At 64.8% G+C, this 17278-nt stretch carries 17 protein-coding genes and 1 tRNA gene; 12 read left to right on the top strand and 6 right to left on the bottom strand.

Translation table 11 applies throughout. The features are described from left to right. The first annotated feature begins 135 nt into the window (after positions 1-135). From queA to AC0IWM_RS07570, 3 genes are all read left to right on the top strand, one after another. Positions 136-1221, top strand: coding sequence for a tRNA preQ1(34) S-adenosylmethionine ribosyltransferase-isomerase QueA (gene queA / locus AC0IWM_RS07580; protein ID WP_471753929.1), 1086 nt, complete (start codon positions 136-138; stop codon positions 1219-1221). Between the two features lie 75 nt (positions 1222-1296). Next, positions 1297-2451 carry a tRNA guanosine(34) transglycosylase Tgt gene (tgt, locus tag AC0IWM_RS07575; protein ID WP_471754135.1) on the top strand — a complete coding sequence of 385 codons (1155 nt, stop codon included), beginning with the start codon at positions 1297-1299 and terminating at the stop codon, positions 2449-2451. 118 nt (positions 2452-2569) lie between these two features. Further along, positions 2570-2645 (top strand) — tRNA-Lys (locus AC0IWM_RS07570). 123 nt (positions 2646-2768) lie between these two features. On the opposite strand, the gene AC0IWM_RS07565 is transcribed toward AC0IWM_RS07570, so the two are convergent. The 3 genes from AC0IWM_RS07565 to AC0IWM_RS07555 form a co-directional block, all read right to left on the bottom strand. Beyond that, on the bottom strand, positions 2769-3035 hold the full coding sequence (locus tag AC0IWM_RS07565) for a hypothetical protein (protein WP_471753928.1): 267 nt from the start codon (positions 3033-3035) through the stop codon (positions 2769-2771). 357 nt (positions 3036-3392) lie between these two features. After that, a complete protein-coding gene (locus tag AC0IWM_RS07560) occupies positions 3393-3611 on the bottom strand; it encodes a DUF6894 family protein (protein ID WP_471753926.1) in 219 nt (72 codons plus the stop codon). Between the two features lie 791 nt (positions 3612-4402). After that, on the bottom strand, positions 4403-4675 hold the full coding sequence (locus tag AC0IWM_RS07555) for a hypothetical protein (protein ID WP_056475056.1): 273 nt from the start codon (positions 4673-4675) through the stop codon (positions 4403-4405). Between the two features lie 451 nt (positions 4676-5126). Here AC0IWM_RS07555 and AC0IWM_RS07550 point away from each other — a divergent pair, with 451 nt between their 5' ends. The 9 genes from AC0IWM_RS07550 (at position 5127) to AC0IWM_RS07510 (ending at position 12763) form a co-directional block, all read left to right on the top strand. After that, complete coding sequence (locus AC0IWM_RS07550) at positions 5127-5366, top strand: hypothetical protein (RefSeq protein ID WP_471753924.1); 240 nt, start codon at positions 5127-5129, stop codon at positions 5364-5366. Between the two features lie 404 nt (positions 5367-5770). Further along, positions 5771-6835 carry an ABC transporter ATP-binding protein gene (locus tag AC0IWM_RS07545; RefSeq protein WP_471753922.1) on the top strand — a complete coding sequence of 355 codons (1065 nt, stop codon included), beginning with the start codon at positions 5771-5773 and terminating at the stop codon, positions 6833-6835. Positions 6836-6852: 17 nt separating this feature from the next. Beyond that, the gene (locus AC0IWM_RS07540) at positions 6853-7692 is read left to right on the top strand and encodes an ABC transporter permease (protein WP_471753920.1); all 840 of its coding nucleotides are present in this window, start codon (positions 6853-6855) and stop codon (positions 7690-7692) included. Next, positions 7689-8513, top strand: coding sequence for an ABC transporter permease (locus AC0IWM_RS07535; protein WP_471753918.1), 825 nt, complete (start codon positions 7689-7691; stop codon positions 8511-8513). The genes AC0IWM_RS07540 and AC0IWM_RS07535 overlap by 4 nt, the downstream gene beginning before the upstream one ends. Before the next feature lie 27 nt (positions 8514-8540). Then, positions 8541-9659 (top strand): extracellular solute-binding protein, encoded by a 1119-nt coding sequence (locus tag AC0IWM_RS07530; protein ID WP_471753916.1) that lies wholly within the window; start codon positions 8541-8543, stop codon positions 9657-9659. A 64-nt stretch (positions 9660-9723) separates the two neighbouring features. Next, entirely contained in the window at positions 9724-10515 is a 792-nt protein-coding gene (locus AC0IWM_RS07525) for an inositol monophosphatase family protein (protein WP_471753914.1), read from the top strand. Positions 10516-10764: 249 nt separating this feature from the next. Further along, a complete protein-coding gene (locus AC0IWM_RS07520; RefSeq protein WP_471753912.1) occupies positions 10765-11400 on the top strand; it encodes a MotA/TolQ/ExbB proton channel family protein in 636 nt (211 codons plus the stop codon). After that, positions 11400-11891, top strand: coding sequence for an ExbD/TolR family protein (locus tag AC0IWM_RS07515; RefSeq protein WP_471753910.1), 492 nt, complete (start codon positions 11400-11402; stop codon positions 11889-11891). Before AC0IWM_RS07520 ends, AC0IWM_RS07515 begins: the two co-directional genes overlap by 1 nt. Continuing rightward, a complete protein-coding gene (locus AC0IWM_RS07510) occupies positions 11888-12763 on the top strand; it encodes an energy transducer TonB (protein ID WP_471753908.1) in 876 nt (291 codons plus the stop codon). Before AC0IWM_RS07515 ends, AC0IWM_RS07510 begins: the two co-directional genes overlap by 4 nt. A 122-nt stretch (positions 12764-12885) precedes the next feature. On the opposite strand, the gene AC0IWM_RS07505 is transcribed toward AC0IWM_RS07510, so the two are convergent. The 3 genes from AC0IWM_RS07505 to AC0IWM_RS07495 all read right to left on the bottom strand — a co-directional run bounded on the left by AC0IWM_RS07505 (position 12886) and on the right by AC0IWM_RS07495 (position 17249). Continuing rightward, positions 12886-13950, bottom strand: a complete 1065-nt coding sequence (locus AC0IWM_RS07505) for a LacI family DNA-binding transcriptional regulator (RefSeq protein WP_471753906.1) — start codon at positions 13948-13950, stop codon at positions 12886-12888. A gap of 63 nt (positions 13951-14013) precedes the next feature. Continuing rightward, positions 14014-14817: a DUF1868 domain-containing protein gene (locus tag AC0IWM_RS07500; RefSeq protein WP_471753904.1), complete on the bottom strand. Its 804-nt coding sequence runs from the start codon at positions 14815-14817 to the stop codon at positions 14014-14016. 41 nt (positions 14818-14858) lie between these two features. Next, positions 14859-17249: a TonB-dependent receptor gene (locus AC0IWM_RS07495; RefSeq protein ID WP_471753902.1), complete on the bottom strand. Its 2391-nt coding sequence runs from the start codon at positions 17247-17249 to the stop codon at positions 14859-14861. Positions 17250-17278: the final 29 nt, after the last annotated feature.

Below are 17278 nucleotides of genomic sequence, written 5' to 3'. Positions count from 1 at the left end.
GGTCCGACTATCGCAACCTGAGGTCTCCGCGGCTAGTCGTTAGGCACGACTACCCGGCCGGAAGTCCGAACCGCCCGGCGGCCCGCGGGTTCCGGACCATTGATCCGCGCGGGCAAACCATGCAGTTGGCGCGGCATGCGCGTCGATCTCTTCGATTTCGAACTGCCTGAGGCCAGCATCGCCCTGCGGCCCCCGGTGCCCCGCGATGCCGGGCGCCTCCTCGTGGTCCGGCCCGGCGAGGGCCTGGAGGACCGGCGGGTGCGCGACCTCGCGCAGTTCCTGCGCCGGGGCGACGCCCTGGTCTTCAACGACACTCGGGTGATCCCGGCCCGCCTCGCGGGTCTGCGCCACCGCGCGGGCTCGCCGGGCCTGCGCATGGAGGCGATGCTGCACCTGCGGGAGGCGGCCGATACCTGGCGCGCCTTCGCCCGGCCTGGCAAGCGCCTCGCGCCCGGCGACCGGGTGCGCTTCGGCCGTCACGGCGCCAGCGAACCCTGCGAGCTCGGCGGCCTCGACGCCACCATCGCGGCGAAGGGGGAGGGGGGCGAGATCACCCTGTGCTTCGATCTGGCCGGGCCAGCGCTCGACGAGGCCATTGCCGCCATCGGAGACCTGCCGCTGCCACCCTACATCGCCGGCAAGCGACCCACCGACGCGCAGGACGCCACCGATTATCAGACCGTCTATGCCCGCGAGCCCGGCGCGGTGGCGGCGCCCACCGCCGGCCTGCATTTCTCCGAGGCGATGCTGGCCGAGCTCGATGCCGCCGGCATCGCCCGCCACACCGTGACCCTGCACGTGGGCGCCGGCACCTTCCTGCCGGTGAAGGCCGACGACACCGCGGACCACCGCATGCATGCGGAGATCGGCCGCCTCGACGCCGAGACCGCCGAGGCCCTCAATGCCGTGCGGGCGCGGGGCGGGCGCATCGTCGCCGTCGGCACCACGGCCCTGCGCCTCCTGGAGAGCGCGGCCGATGCCGATGGGCGGCTCCGCCCCTTCGCCGGGCAGACCGAGATCTTCATCACCCCGGGCACCGGCATCCGCGCGGTCGACGCCCTGATGACCAACTTCCACCTCCCGCGCTCGACCCTGTTCATGCTAGTCTCGGCCTTCTCGGGCCTGGAGACCATGCGGGCCGCCTACGCGCACGCCATCGCGGCGGGCTACCGCTTCTACTCCTACGGCGATTCCAGCCTGCTGTTCCCGGCGCGGGGCTGAGGCCCGCGCCACCTCCGGGTTTGCCTCGAAACGGCCGCAGGCCCTAAGACGGCGCCCATGTCCGAGCACACCGTCATGTCCGAGCCCGCTCCGCCGCCCGCCGAATTCGGCTTTCGCGTTGACGCCACCGACGGGGCGGCGCGCACCGGGGCGATCACGATGCCCCGCGGCACCATCCGGACGCCGGCCTTCATGCCGGTGGGCACCGCGGCCACCGTCAAGGCGATGTATCCGGGGCAGGTCCGCGAACTCGGGGCCGACGTGGTCCTGGGCAACACCTACCACCTGATGCTGCGGCCCGGCCCCGAGCGCATGGCCCGTCTCGGCGGCCTGCACCACTTCATGAACTGGCCGCACCCGATCCTCACGGATTCCGGCGGGTTCCAGGTCATGTCGCTCTCCGCGTTGCGCAAGCTGGACGAGCAGGGCGTCACCTTCCGCTCCCACGTGGACGGCTCGACCCATCACATGAGCCCGGAGCGCTCCATCGAGATCCAGGGGCTGCTCGGCTCCGACATCCAGATGCAGCTCGACGAGTGCGTCCGCCTGCCGGCCGACCACGCCACCATCGAGAAGGCGATGCACCTGTCCCTGCGCTGGGCCGAGCGCTGCCGGGTGGCCTTCGGCACCCAGCCCGGCAAGGCGATGTTCGGCATCGTCCAGGGCGGCGACCTGCCGGCCCTGCGGGTGGAGAGCGCCCGCGCCCTCGTCGATCTCGACCTCAAGGGCTACGCCATCGGCGGCCTGGCGGTGGGCGAGCCCCAGGACGTGATGCTGGCGATGATCGAGACGGTGGAGCCGCACCTGCCGGCGAACAAGCCGCGCTACCTCATGGGCGTCGGCACGCCGGACGACCTGATGCGCTCGGTGGCCCGCGGCATCGACATGTTCGACTGCGTGATGCCGACCCGCGCCGGCCGCCACGGCCTCGCCTACACCCGGCACGGCCGGATCAACCTGCGCAATGCCCGCCACGCCGAGGACGCGCGCCCCCTCGACGAGGCCTCCGTCTGCCCGGCGGCCCGCGACTATTCCCGGGCCTACCTCCACCATCTCGTGCGCAGCGACGAGATCCTGGGCATGATGCTGCTGACCTGGAACAACCTGTCCTACTACCAGGACCTCATGGCGGGCCTGCGCGCCGCCATCGCGCGAGGCCGCCTCGCCGACTTCTGCGACGAGACCCGCGCGGCCTGGGCCCGGGCCGAGGCCGAGCGTGCCGCGCCTTGAGGCGCCGTCCCCCGGGGACGGCCGGGAAGCCGGTTGACCCCATACCGCCGACCCCCTATTGCGAGCCACGCCGTACGACGCAGGCCGGCCCTCAGAGCCGCGAGGCCCCGTCGCACGCGAGCGCGTAGCTCAGTTGGTAGAGCAACGGACTTTTAATCTGTAGGTCCTGGGTTCGAGCCCCAGCGCGCTCACCACTTGCCTTCGGCAGTCCCGACGATCCGACACCACGCGGCTCCGTGACACGACGCAGCTCTCGCCGGAAACCCCGGGCCTCGCCCGTCCAGCCCACCAGCGGGGGAGAGGTCGCGCGGCGCCGCTCAGTCTCCGAATTCCAGGGCGGCTCTCTCCGCGGGGCGGACCGGCACCGCGGCTGGGCCGCTCGGGATCGATCCGCCGGCCGCCGGGGCCGCGGACGGGGGCCGGTGGTTCACCGCGATCTCGGCGAGGAGCAGGAGGACGACGGCGGCGAAGATCCAGGCGAGTCCGAACAGGACGAGGTCTGCCCAGCGCTGGAGGGCCCGGATCGCCACGCAACCGACCACGAAGGCACCGGCGAGGGCGACGGGAGTCAGGTTCGCGGTCATGGGCGCTCGGCGGTTCCGGAAGGTCCAGGACGGCAACCGCCCGGGGCGCAGCCCGTTTCATCGCGCGGCATCACACGTCCGGCAGCGGACAGACCCCCTTGCCGCCGCCGCCGAGCGTGTCGGGGTTTCGATCGGATGCCATCGATCTGGCGGGTCGCGCCGGATGCGGTCCGGATCGCGCGAAGATGCGGCGCGGCCGACATGGACGCGGTCGGGAGCGGCTCGAGGATTCCGAGACCAGTGGCCGCGCTGCCGCCGAAGCTTAGCCGATGATGGAAGCTGCGATGATCCGAAGATGGCTGCGCTTGGAGGCCTAACGACATCTTCGGGGGATGAATGCTGCGTCGGCGATGACCTTCAGGTGATCGTGATGCGCTGTTGGATGATGCCGTCCTCGTCTCGCACATGCATGGTCCAGCTTGCGCCCGCTCCGATCAGATTGCCCTCTCGACGCATCTCGTTGACCACGACCTTCGCCTGCTCGACAGCTTGATCAAGACTATCAGCCTCAACACCCTCGTTGTCATGCAGTAAAGTCTTTTCATCTGTCAGATCGAAGAAGAAACGCGGCGACAATGTAGTCTCCTATGACATCTTCCCTGATTTCCGATCGAACACCGGAGACTAAGTAATTACAAGCCCACAAAGACGCAAAATCCCCCTTGATTGCAGCGCCAAAATGCACTTACTTGAAGCGTTCGGAAGCAGAAAGTCCTGTCTGGACTATCGTCCTAACTCTACCCTTCGTGAAACAGTCCGTTGGCTGATGAGCAATCGGGGGTCATGGCCATGATGTACAAGCAGGACCGCAGCAGTTTATCGACCGCACGCGGCGGCGATGGACACACGGCAGCGGTCCGCGCCCATATGCGAAGCATCTTGGCGAAGATTATTATCCGCGAGCCAATGCCGGTAGCTACCCAAAGGGACAGCGAGACACGTCCTTAGCAGTATATTCCCTTCGCTCGCCACCCAGGGTGGAGACGCGGGGACGGTCTGCGCATGGCTCGACCGCTCTCGCGTGGGCGTGTCGAGAGCCCGCTTCGGCCGAGAGACCCGTATTTATGGTGCCCGCGGCCTGACGCAGCGAACGGCGTTCCGTGCACTCATCGCGATCGATCCCGCGCTTGGGCGGGAGTCCCATTCGGGGCAGGACGCCGCGCAATGAGCACACGCGGTCGTACGGAGACCGCCTCGCCTTCACCCCACCCCGACCTTGAAGTTGCGGACGCCGTGCGAGACCTGCTCGGTGCGGCTGTCCGCCTCGATGTTTCGCCGGTGGCGGTCGACGGTCCGCCGAAACTCGAGAACGAAGACCCGTCCGGCGGTGGCCGAACGGGTCTTCGCGTTCCGCCGATGCCGTGGCCTCAGCGGCTGCTGCCGCCCGCGCTGCTGTTGGGCACGGCCTGTTCCGGCTTGCTGGCATTGCCGCCTGCGGCCGAATCCGTGGTCGCCGTCTCGGCGCCCGTGGCGCCCCGCGAGACGGACACGCTCGGATCGTTGCCCGTGGTGTTCGGCTGGCCCTGGACCACGGCTCCGCCCGGCTGACCGGGCGCGGCCCCGGGCGCCGTCGCGGGCTGCGCCCATGCGGAGAGGCTGATGAGCGAGGCGCCGAGGGCGAGGGCGGTGGTTCTGATCATGGCGGTTCCCAGTTGAAAGGCTGTCGGGGCAACAGCCTGATCCGCCTGGTCGTTCCCACGAAAAATCCCGCCAGGATCGCTCCCAGCGGGCAAAGGTGTTCCTCGGTGTTCCTGGGTGGAACGCCTTACCCTGACAGGTGGTATTCCACAGCGGAAGCCTTCGTCCGGGCCTTCAGCGACAACGGTGCCGGATCGAAACATGGATCACGGCCGGCATCCTCGCCGATCCTCGCTAGGCGGCCGGCGGAGGTCCGGTTCCGACGTGGCCCGACCGGGAAGGCCGCGCGGCCAAGCCGCGATCCCCGCGCAAGAAACCGGCACAGTCGAAGCATCAAAAATTCGACTGAAATCTGGATCTTGGAACGATCTTCGCATAGCCTGTCCGCGATACGAAGCTCATGAAACATCAATTGATAGAATTCACGAAATCTATATCTGTATGGAGCGGCAGATGTCGAAGATCGATGTCGTGAGTTCGGAGTACCAGGACTGGCAGGAGGCCATGGACGGACTCGCCGAGCTGGAAAACAGCCTCGTCCTGTCCGACAAGGAGAAGACCATACAACTTCTCGCCCTCATCGCCCGCGGCCTCATCGACCTGAATTACAGCACCCTTTCGATGAAGGAGATGCTGGCGAAGATCTCGCTCAGAAGTACGACACAGGATCGCGACCATCTGCCCGGGGTGTAGTCGAGCCGCGTCCGCGCAGACCCGTCCGGGGCGAGGCGGCGTCTTCGGCCAAGGCCACGAGCCACCCGGAAGCGAGCCATGCGCGGACCGACGATGTCGGGGATGTTCCGTGGCGCGTCGGATGGGTCCGCCCCGTGATCCCTGAACGGGACAGGCCCGGCTCGCGACGGACGACACTGAGGATGATGCGCTCCGTGCCCAACGCGGTGAACCGGGAGCAGATCCTTGGATCCCGCACGCTCACCCTCGTTCTCGCTCCGGCAGCGGCCGCGCGCAGACCACAACCAGCAACCTGCTCAGCAATGGGTCAGCAACCCAGCGTGTAACAATATCGTCGCGTGATCACCTTAGGGGTGTGACGAACGAGCCTACGAGATCGTGGGACGTCCGAGCCGCCCGCGATCATGACGAGCCTGCACATCGACGAAGCGCGTCTGCGTTTCGGCACATTCGAGGCCTTGGGCGGGATCAGCCTCGACGTCGCATCCGGCGAATTCATCAGCCTGCTCGGGCCCTCCGGGTGCGGAAAGACGACCCTTCTCAAGGCCATCGCCGGCTTCGTCCCTCTCAGTTCCGGCAGAATCCTCATGGGCGGGATCGACGTGACGGGCCAGCCGCCGGAGCGGCGGGACACCGCGATGTGCTTCCAATCCTACGCGTTGTTTCCGCACCTCACGGTGGCCGAGAACATCCTCTTCGGCCCCCGCCAGAAAGGTGAGCCGAGAGATCGGCAGACGGCGCTCCTGGCGGAGACCACCAGGCAACTCTCCCTCGAAGGGCAGCTCGACAAGCGGCCGGCAGCGCTCTCGGGCGGTCAGCAGCAGCGGGTGGCCCTTGCCCGGGCCCTGGCCATCCGGCCCGGCATAGTCCTCTTCGACGAGCCCCTGTCCAACCTGGACGCCAAGCTGCGCGATTCCGTACGTTTCGAGATCCGCCGGCTCCAGAAGCGACTCGGCTTCACCGCCATTTACGTGACGCACGACCAGTCCGAGGCGCTCGCCATGTCGGATCGCGTGGTGGTGCTCGACGCCGGCCAGATCCAGCAGATCGGCTCGCCCGAGGACGTCTATCACCATCCGCTCACCCGGTTCGTCGCCCAATTCGTCGGTTCGGCCAACATCCTCCCGGCCGAGGTCATTGGGGCCGATGGCACCTCCTATCGCGCGATGAGCGCCATGGGTGCGTTGACCATCCGCACGAGGCGTCCCCCCACGACCAAGAGGACTTATCTCTGCTGGCGGCCGGAAGACGGCAGCTTCGCACCGGGGGGCGAGAACGCCGCCACGCTCACGCTCGTCAGCCGGACCTTCCTGGGGGCCATCACCGAGTTCACCCTCGCCCCGCAGGCCGCCCCGCAGACACGTCTGCGCGTCCATGCGCTCGGCGCCCATCAGGCGGCCGAAGGCTCGCTCCAGACCATTCACGTCCCTGCGGATCGGATTCGGTTTCTCGAGGCGAACGTCACGTGATCGCCCGGCGCACGCTCATGGCCTACGCGCTGCTGCTGCCCGGGCTCGGCCTGATGCTGGCCTTCATGGTGCTGGTCGTCGGCATGGCCGTCTCCCAGTCTCTGGGGTATCTCAACTTCGGCGGCGAGAGTGGTTTCTCGCTACGCCACTGGTCGACGATGTTGGCCGATCGACAATTGTGGCGATCCTTCCTGTATTCGCTGCGGATCGCTGCGATCAGCGCCACCTTGTCGGTCGTGCTCGCCTACCCGATCGCCCTGTGGCTTCGGACCCCGTTCACGGGCTCGACGATAATCGCCGGCGTTCTCAAAGCGCCCATGATGGTGCCCGGGCTGGTGGCCGCGTTCCTCTATGTCAACCTTATCGCCTTCCAAGGCTTCCTCAATCTCGGCTTGGTCTGGCTGGGCCTGATCGAGCACCCGCTGCGTCTGCAGAACGATTCCTACGGGGTCGGTGTCGTCATCCTCCAGGTCTGGAAGCAGATGCCCTTTGCGCTCCTGCTGCTCCTGGGCGCCGTACGGACCATCGGTGACGACATCCTCGACGCCGCCCGCGGCCTCGGTGCGGGCGCGGTCGCACGCTTCTTCAAGATCGTCCTGCCGCTCTCCCTGCGCGGCCTGCAGGCCGCCCTCGCCATCATCTTCATCGGTGCGGCCGGCGATTACTCCTTTCAGGTGGTGGTCGGGCCGACGAACGTGAATTCCATGGCCCAATTCATGTACCGCACCCAGGAATCCGGCGCTGAGGGTTGGAATGAGGCAGCCGTCGTCGCGGTCCTCCTGATGCTGCTCGCCGTCCTGGGCTCCGCCGGCCTGGCCCTTCTGGCCGACCGCGCCGTCGCGTGGTGCCCGAGATGAGGGGACCCGTTACGAACCGTCTGTTCGTCGCAGCGATCCTGGTCTTCGGTCTCGTCGGCCTGGGCCTTCCCTTCGCACTCGCGATCCTCTGGTCGCTGGTGGATCCGGCTCATGCCTGGGCCTATCCGGACGTTCTGCCGCCGGTTCTGTCACTGGCACGGTGGGAGATGGTCTGGGAGACGACGTCGCTTCCGACGGCGCTTTGCAACAGCTACCTGCTCGCGCCGGGCGTCGCATGCGTGACCATCCTGCTGGCGCTGCCGACCGCCTATGCCTTCGCGCGCATGGACTTCCCCGGAAAGGCGACGGCTCAAATCCTGACGATGGTTCCGCTGGCGCTCCCGGGTTTCGTGCAGGCCGTGTTCTTCGGCGCGCTTCTGATCAAGCTCGGCCTCCATTCGCGCTTCCTCGGCATCTTGATCGGCCACGTCGTGCTGTTTCTACCCTTCGCGATCCGGATCCTCACCGTGTCCCTGGTCCTGGTCCGGCAGGACCTCGTCGATGCCGCGCGGGATCTGGGTGCCAACCGGATCTCGGTCATGCGCAACGTCTATCTTCCGGTGCTGCGGCCAGGGCTCGTCGCCAGCTTCCTCATAGTCTTCATCCTGAGTGTGGAGGAATTCCCAGTCAGCTTCATCGTCGGTTCGCCGAATTTCGTCACGATCCCGACGATCCTGTACTCGTATCTCGGCTACAATTTCATCCGACCCAATGCCGCCGTGATCTCGCTGATCCTCGTCGTCCCGAACGTCGTCATGATGCTGATCGCCGAGCGATTCCTCATGGGCAGGGACACGGCGGTGATCGTCGGCAAGGGTTAGTTCTTCCGCAAAATCGAGATTTTCACGATGAAGGGGCTTGTCCTCGCTCTTGTCCTCGGACTCGCCGGCTTCCTGACGGCAACCCCGTCGGTACGGTCCGCCGACATCACCGGGATGACCTGGTCGAACATCGTGGCGCAGGCCCGGAAGGAGGGCGAGGTCGTCTGGTACAATTGGTATCTCCAGGATCGACTCCGGAAAACCGTCACGGGATTTACGGCCAGAACCGGCATCAGGGTCGTCATTCCGGATGGCGACGGAGCCGGCAACTTCAGCAAGTTCCTGGCGGCGCAGGGCTCCGCCCAGGGCGACATCGACGTGCTCTCGTTCGGCGATCCGGACTTGGCCAAGTTCAAGCCCGAGACCAGCCTGATCGGACCGCTGACGCGTATCCTGCCCGGCGCCGCCAAGCTGTCCTTCGGGGTCGGCGGCGGCCAGTCGAACGGGTATGCGGTCGCCTTCTGGGGCAACCAGTCCGGTCTGGCCTATAACCCCGCCCTGATCCGCGCGGCGGAATTGCCGCAGAGTCTGGACGAACTCGGCGCGTACATGGCCGGCCATCCCGGTCTCGTCGGGTTCAACGTCGCCAATGGCGGCTCCGGTCCGGCCCTCGTCCAGTCGGTCGCCCGCCACACCGTTACAGACATCGACTTCGGAATCGGTCTGCCCGACGCCGACACCGTCGCCAAATTCAAACCGGCGCTCGATTGGTTCCGGGTGCGCCGGGACCAATACGTCGTCACCGCGTCCAACGTCGACAGCCTCGGCCGCCTCAATGGTGGTGAATTCGCGCTGGTCGCGGCCTGGGAAGACCAGCTCGCCGGCTTGCAGAAGGAGGGCGAAATATCCCGTGCGATCAAGTTCTACGTCCCCGCCTTCGGAATGCCGGGTGGCGGCAATCTCGCGGGCGTGCCCCGGAACGCCCCGCATCCGGCGGCGGCCCTGTTGTTCGTCGATTGGCTGACGAGCGCGGAGACCCAGACCGAGCTGAACCGAATCTATGGTTCGTCGCCGCAGAATGCCGGCGCTTCGAGCCCGTTCGCACTGGTCCCGCCCGAGCAGCGGGTCCGTGCCACGCAGCCGATGCCCACGGCCGTCGGCGACGCATTGAGGGCCGCATTCATCAATCAGGTCGTTCTCGACTGACGAATCACGCGTCGACCACCTTCGCGCTCGCCACCCTGACCCATATCGAGATCGGCCTATCGTGATGAACGACATCATCGAGACCATCATTCGTGAGGCCGGCAGCCTGGCCCTGACCCACTTCCATCGTGGCTCCGAGCTGATCGTGGAGGCCAAGGGTCCGTTCGATCTCGTCACGGAAGCCGATCGTGCGGTGGAGACGCTGATCAGGGATCGGCTTGCCGTGGCGTTCCCCGACGACGGCATCTTCGGCGAGGAGGGTTGCGCCGTCCCCGGCCGATCCGGCCGTACCTGGCTGGTGGACCCCATCGACGGCACCTTCAATTTCGTGCGCGGCTCCGACGATTGGGCGATCTCCCTCGGCTCGCACGAGGCGTGGGGACCCGGCTTCGGCGCCATATACAGGCCGGTGCGGGACACGCTGCTCATCGGCGGACGCGATTTCGGTGCCCGGCTCGACGGAAGAGCACTTGCGAAGCTCCGGCCGTTCGACCGGTCGGTCGCCGCGGTCGGTCTCGGGTTTCACAAGAAGATCGCGACCGACGATTGCCTCGCCATGATCCGCTATCTCCTAGACGATGCGGATGTCGTGATCCGTCATACCGGATCGGCGACCATGTCGCTGCTCTCGGTGGCGCTCGGCCACACCGATGGCTACGTCGCCATGGGCGACAGCACCTGGGACGTCATGGCCGGACTCGCAATCCTGGATGGTCTCGGAGGAACCTCGACCCTTCCCTGGCCGACCATCCGAATGACCGACAAGCTGCTCTTTGCATGCGGTTCGACCGAGCTCGTCGATCGCGTTCGCCCCCAGATAGAGGTGGCCTCGCGGGTCGGACCGATGCAGGGATAAGCCTGCCGCCCGCGGTTCGAGGCCGCTCGCACAAAGCTTCGTCGCATCTACCGACAGCAGATCGAGAGCGCGAAAACAGGCCAGTCCCGGCGCCTTCCAGGCACCGCCGGAGCGCGGCCGTCGATCCGCTGCCTGTCATGAGCCCGACATCCGGCACCAGTAATGGAACGTTCCAATTGGCGGGCAGACGACATTTTCAGCGATTCTCGCTTCGCGCCGACGACACATGATCACACAGGAGATTTGACGATGGATGCCGCAAGTCTGTCGCCGTCGGCGATGTTTTTTCAGGCCGGCCTAGTCGGCAAATCCGTCATCATCGTCCTGCTCGCCGCCTCGGTGTGGTGCTGGGTCGTGATTCTCGAATGCCTCTACACGACCCTGCGCCTCAAGCGCTCGCTCCGGCGCCTCGAGCACGGTGACGTTCCCAAGTTCCTACGTCCGATCGTCGATGCAGGAACACAATCCGTCTCCCGCTCCCTCCCGAACGAAAGCGTCGGCGACCTGCGTCAGCGGACGGTGGAAGCGATGAACCGCGCGGCCACCCAGACGATGATCGCCACGGAAGGCGGATATTCCAACCTCGCGGTGATCTCGTCGGTGTCGCCGTTCGTGGGCCTGCTTGGAACGGTGTGGGGCATCATGACGAGCTTCATCAGCATCGCGGAGTCCAAGGATACCAGCCTCGCGGTAGTTGCGCCGGGTATCGCCGAAGCCCTGGCCGCCACCGCGATCGGCCTGGTCGCCGCCATTCCCGCCGCAATCGCCTACAGCCGGCTCGGATCGGTGCTCGGTAAGCTGTCCCAGCGAATGGCCCATCTCATCGAGGCGCTCTCGATCGACCTGACTGCGAAGGGTCGCATCCCGACCAAGGAGACGCATTGATGGCCTTCTCCTCCAACGGGAGTGGTCGCTACCGACCCTCGGCCGACATCAACGTCACCCCGCTCATCGACGTGATGCTAGTCCTGCTGGTCGTGTTCATGGTCACCGCGCCGCTTCTGACGGCCGGGGTGAAGGTCAACCTTCCCCAGGCCCAGGCCGCCAAGCCGATCGATCCGAAGGAGCCCGCCGTCGTCGGTATCGACAAGGACGGGAAGATCTATGTCGGACCGGACGAGATCGCCCTCGACAAACTCGTTCCGGCCGTGACCGCAGCGATCGAGAATGACCTGACCCGGGTGGTTCAGCTGAGAGGCGACAAGGATGCCGCCTACGGCGCGGTGGTGAAGGTGATGGACCTTCTCGCCAGCAATGGAATCACCCGGATCGCCATCGTTGCGAACAACCGGAAAGATCCTGCGGTCAAATCGGAAGCGGCCTCCTTGCCGACGGCCCCCGCGCTGGTAGCCGGACCGGCGGGAGCGGGACCATGACCACGATGGCATTCACCGGGGGGCTCCCCTTCGCACTGCCTCACCCGAACCAGTCCCATTCCCCGGTCGTGCTCAGGGCGTCGGCCCTGACCCTGGCGGTTGCGGCCCATGCTCTGCTTTTCTGCGGGGTTCAGCCGGAGTCACATCCGCTGGTGCCCGCCGCGGTCCAGACCCTCGAGATCAGCGTCGTCGCCCAGGGGGATGCGACGAACGACAGTGCCGAGGCGACGCAGAGCGCCAGCGAGATGGCCCCGCCGCCCGAACCGGAGCCGGAATCCGCTTCCCCGCCCGAGCCGACTCCCCTGGTGCAAGCCGAAGAACCGCCCGTGAGGGAGGATCCGACGGCGATCGTGATACCGGTTCGAAAGGCGGAGGCACCGCCTCCGACGGCAGAACCGCAGCCGCCCAAACCTCAACCTCCCAAACCTCAGCCGCCCACGCCCAAGCCTCCCACGCCCAAGCCTCCCACGCCCAAGCCGATCGTGCGACCGCGCCCGGAGCCGACGCCGCACCCCAAGCAGCCGAGCGTCGGCAGTGCAGCCAAGCGGGAAGCTCATGCGGGGGCCGAGCAAGGCTCCGTGGCGAAGGCCAGCATGTCGGTCGCGACCTATGGCGCGGCGCTGAAAGCCGAGATCAATCGGCATAAGGTCTATCCGGCCGCGGCACGCGATCGGCAGGCCGCCGGAATCGTCCTGGTGAGCTTCTTCATCGGTCCGTCCGGACGGGTGGCCGGCGCCTCGATCGCGAAATCGTCCGGGGATTCCCTCCTGGACGATGCGGCCGTGCAGGCGGTTCGTTCAGCGAACCCTCCGCCGCCGCCCGGCGGCCGGTTCAACGGCCGCATCGCCATCGCGTTCGCTCTGAAGCGGTAAGGCCGTCGAACGGCGTGAAGCGGCGACGTATTCGGATGCCCTGCGCCGGGTCGGCCTTCGATCCGGTTGGGGAACTTTCTGGCGAGGCGGGTGTCGACGACACGCGCCGCAGGCGTCCGGGATCAGGGCAGCGCTTCGCAGAACGGATGCGTCGAGTCCCGTATGACGAGACGCGTCGGGAACAGCTTCTGCACGAGATCGCCCGGCGGCTGGGTGCCCTCGATCATCTCGACCAGGGTGAAGACCGCGCATTCGACCATCTCGAGGGTTGGATTCTCGACCGAGGTCAGGCTTGGGACCGTATAGGCGCATTGGACGAAGTTATCGAAGCCGACCACGCTGATGTCTTCGGGGACGCGGACTTTCTGCTCGTGGAGCGCTTTCAGCACCCCGAAAGCGACCCGGTCATTCGCCGCGACGATGGCGTCCATACGCAGGCCACGCTTGAGCAGGCGTTGCGTCGTCCGATAGCCGCTCTCCGAGTTCCAGTCGCACTCGACCACGAGTTCGTCGCGAAAGGGTAGGCCCGCCGCAGCCAATGCTTCCTGATATCCGGTGAAGCGATCGAACACGGACGGCAGCTGCCGGCCCTCGCGCGTGCCCTTGAACAGGCAGATCGATCGACATCCGGTCCGGGCCAGGTACCCGACGACCTGCCGGATCGCATCGCGCTCCGCCCGCATCGCGAACGGCACACCGGGAATGTCGAGCCCGAACACGAACAGCGGAAACTTCTTGGCCTGTAACGTCGCGATCAGCGGATCGTCCCGTCGATCGGCGAGCACGACGATGCCATCGACACGGGCCTCGTTCACCAGCGTGGTGATCTTGGCCATGCATTCGGGCTCCTCGCTGTGCCAGCGACGGTGGATCAGCGTATAGCCGAGCCGGTCCGTCACGTGAGCGAAGGCCTGGAGGACGATCCCCTGATACGTCTCCTGCATGGCCCCCGACATGTCGTCGTAGGGCTGGGCGCCGACGGAGAACACGCAGGCGATGCTCTTGCTCGGTTTCTTGCGGAGCGAGCGCGCCGCGAGGCTAGGGACGAATTCGAGTTCCCGCATCGTCGCCTCGATCGTCTCCCGCGTGGTTTTGGCGACCTTCTCCGGGTGGTTGAGGACCAGCGATACCGTCTGAAAGCTGACGCCGGCGCGCCGGGCCACATCCTTGATCGTCACTTGACCCATCACTGCCTCAAAACGGGGCGCTCACCTCGAACGGCGTTGCCCTGTAACGTTCGCATAACGGGTTTAGGGCAGTTGTCTATGGAGAAGAAGGCGCGGATCGAACGCAAACATGTCCTCGAAGATGCAGAATTCCGGCGGACCGAGTTCCAGGACCGGCATCTGAGCCGCAAGGATCGTCAACGCGTCGCGGCGAACCGCCCAGTAGCGTTCCGTCTCGGCCTCGCTCAGGGGGGTGATCGCGTAGGTTTGCGTGGTGTGGAAGCGATACGTGTCGTGATTGGGCTGCCGTAGCTGCAGGAGATCGGCGAGGCGATTGCGCAGAGTCCGCAGTTTCGCTTCCTCCTGCTGGTCGACCGGCGCGAGAACGATCCCACGGCCAGGGCGACCGACGAAGTTTTCCGGACCCATCGCGACCTTCAGACGGGATGTCGGCTCACAGCCGAGATCGAACGCTTCCAGTTTCCGGAGGAAGAGCCGATGGCACGCCTCCAGCGGGGCCTCGAGAGAAAGATCTTTTGGCCAGAAGCCAGGTTTGCGGACGAGATCGACGACCCCTTCGAAGATCGTCATATGATAACTCGAAGAGGGCGTGAACGTGAACTTATGTGCGAAAGCTTCCGCCTCCAGTCGCGAACGATACGTTGCGAGGGGGGCGGCGGCGGGCCCGTCCGGGTCGATATGGCAGATGATGGTGTTGCCAGGGCAATGTAGAACCTCGCCGCTGGCAGAGAATTTGATCCCGATCCAGGGAAACGGCTTCCGCGGCTCGGCTGCATCGTCATTCGGCGAAGCATGGCCGGCCGACTGTCCGACCAATTGGCCCATGGCGAATGCGCTGGCCCATCGCAAAACATTCCGACGCATCATGATTCGATCTCGTTTAGCATCAATGCTGCGTCGTTTCTGTTTCAGAAATCGAGCGATAGGCTCGCCGTCACGGAAAACGGTGCGCCGAGATAGAAGAGCGGCGTGCCGGCCGAGGTGATCTGTACGCCGGTGCTGTTGCCCGGGTTGATGTAGAGATACTTCGCATTGAGAAGATTGGTCACGTTGAGTTTGAAATCTCCACCCTGAGCCCCGGGGATCGCAGCGAGGAAGGCCGTGTCCTTCAGCTTGTACCCGAGTCCGAGGTCGACGTTCGTGTATCCCGGGATGCGGATGTCGTTGGTCAGCGTCGCAAAGACGGCATCGGTGAATTTTGCACGCGCGAAGCCGTAGAGCGGACCATCTTCGTAAAGCAAGGTCATATTCGTGATGGAGCGCGGTGCGTTGAAGTACTGCTTTCCCTTCGTCGGAAGCACAACCGTGCCGCCTTCGGCAATGATGTTCGTGTCGAGCGTGTCGTTGTTGAACGCCTGTGACAACAGCACGCTCCAGCCCTCGTATGGCTTTGTACCGACCTCGATCTCGGTTCCGATAGCGGTCGTGCTACCGATATTGGTGTATTTACTCGTGAGGCTCCCGTCATTGACGGCCGTCACCGCAATTCGGTCACTGTACTTGATCAGATATCCGGTGGCATTGAAATTGAGGTAGTCACCCTTGTAACGATAGCCAAGATCGAAGCTCAGGGCGCGCTCAGCTTTGATGTTGGCCGGGGTGACAATGTTGGTTGTCGTATTCACCAGACGCCCATCGACGAAATTCGACGGGACCCTCGCATTGGTCGAAGCATTGAAGAAGACTTGATGGGCTTCATCAAAATCATAACGCATGCCGAGAGAGGGTAAGAGGAAGGAATAATCGCGGCTCACATTGTAGTCTAGGTAGGCATTGTTCACTCCGCTCGTTCCAGCCGGGAGGTTGTGGAACGAGCGGCTGTAGAAGCGTGCGCGGGCGGAGAGATCGATGCGCAAAGCATCGTCGAACAGGGCGATGCTATCGGAGATCTTGAACGCGGTGTTATAATATTCGGTCTTCCAATTCCGATTGGTGACGAGGTTGCCAAAGCGATCGTGCAGGAGATGCGATTTGAACCAGATGTCGGGAATGGTGTTGTTGGTGGAATCGATCTGCTGGAACGGATTGAGCTGATGCTGATAGGTATATTCCGTCCAAAGGCTTCCGGTCAGCGTGTGGTTGTCGATTTTGCCCTTTAGACTTACCGTGTTGCCGACCCGGTCAAAATTGCTCTGGCTCATCTGGACCAGCAGGGCGTTCGTGTTCGTCGTGCCATAGGCGGAAAATGAGCCGATCGGCTGCTTCAGAAATTTGTTGGAAAGCCCAGCTTCCCTGAGAAGAACTTGAGAGCTGCTGCCGGATTCCTGATGAAGGAAATAAGGTGTGATGTGCAACTCGACGCCGTCGGAAAGGCTGAACTTGCCGTCGGCGGACGTATAGAAGTGCCGGCCAGGTTCCCACTGATAGGGGCCGTAACCGACATTGTTAGGGGTGTAGGGCACGGCGGCATTCGTCGCGCTGAAGGCTGCCCTCGGACCGCTGAGGATCGTCGGCGGAACCGTTAGCCAGCCGTTTCTGTAACCGTAGGCCTCATATTGCGCCTGCGAGATCGGCCGGATGTAGGTGTTCTCCTGGTTGTTGAAGAACGTATTGAAGGTGATCGTGTCGCCGTTGTCGAGTTTCATATCGAACCGGCCGTCGACGTGATGGCGCTCCGCCGAACCTGGACCGGCAAAATAATCCGCGTAACTATGAGAATATGAAAGATAGCCTTTCATCGCATTGTCGAGCATCGGTCCTGTATTGACACGAATGAGCGATTTATTGGTGTTATACGAACCATAGCTCTGCGAGAACGTGACCTTCGGCACATCGGTCGGAGCGCATTGCCTCATCTGGACTTGGCCGCCAATGGCGCCATGCTGCGCCAGCGTCCCACCGCTGGTTCCCTGGACCACATCGATGGCGCAGAGGTTCTCCGCATCGGTGTAGACCTGCGGCAGGATCGCGAACGTGCCCGGATCGTTCAGGGGGACACCGTTCAGGGAAAGCCCGATTTGGGTACTGTCGAATCCGCGAATCGAGTAACCACCGCCGAAGAGGCCGGATGCATCGCGCGAGTAGGAATTGACGCCGACGACCGAGCCGATTCGCTGAGCGACGTTCTCCGTGCTGGGCTGCTGCGCGATCTGCTCCTGCCGCAACGTGGTGCCTGCGGCGGTTCCATTCTGCTCGGCGAGCAACGGGGTCCCACGGTCGCTCGCCACGGCGCGATTCGCCGTCGCTTCCACCGAGACCGTCCCCAGATCGGTCATATCCTGGCCCAAGGCGGCACTCGGCGCCAATGGCAATGCGATGAGCGGAGCGATCAACCCCGCATGGAACGTTCCAAATTTCATATCGATGGCCCCCGTCTCGAGCTTCGTAC

The organism is Methylobacterium sp. AC433, assembly GCF_979253015.1.
This window is presented reverse-complemented; position numbering and strand designations above follow the sequence as displayed.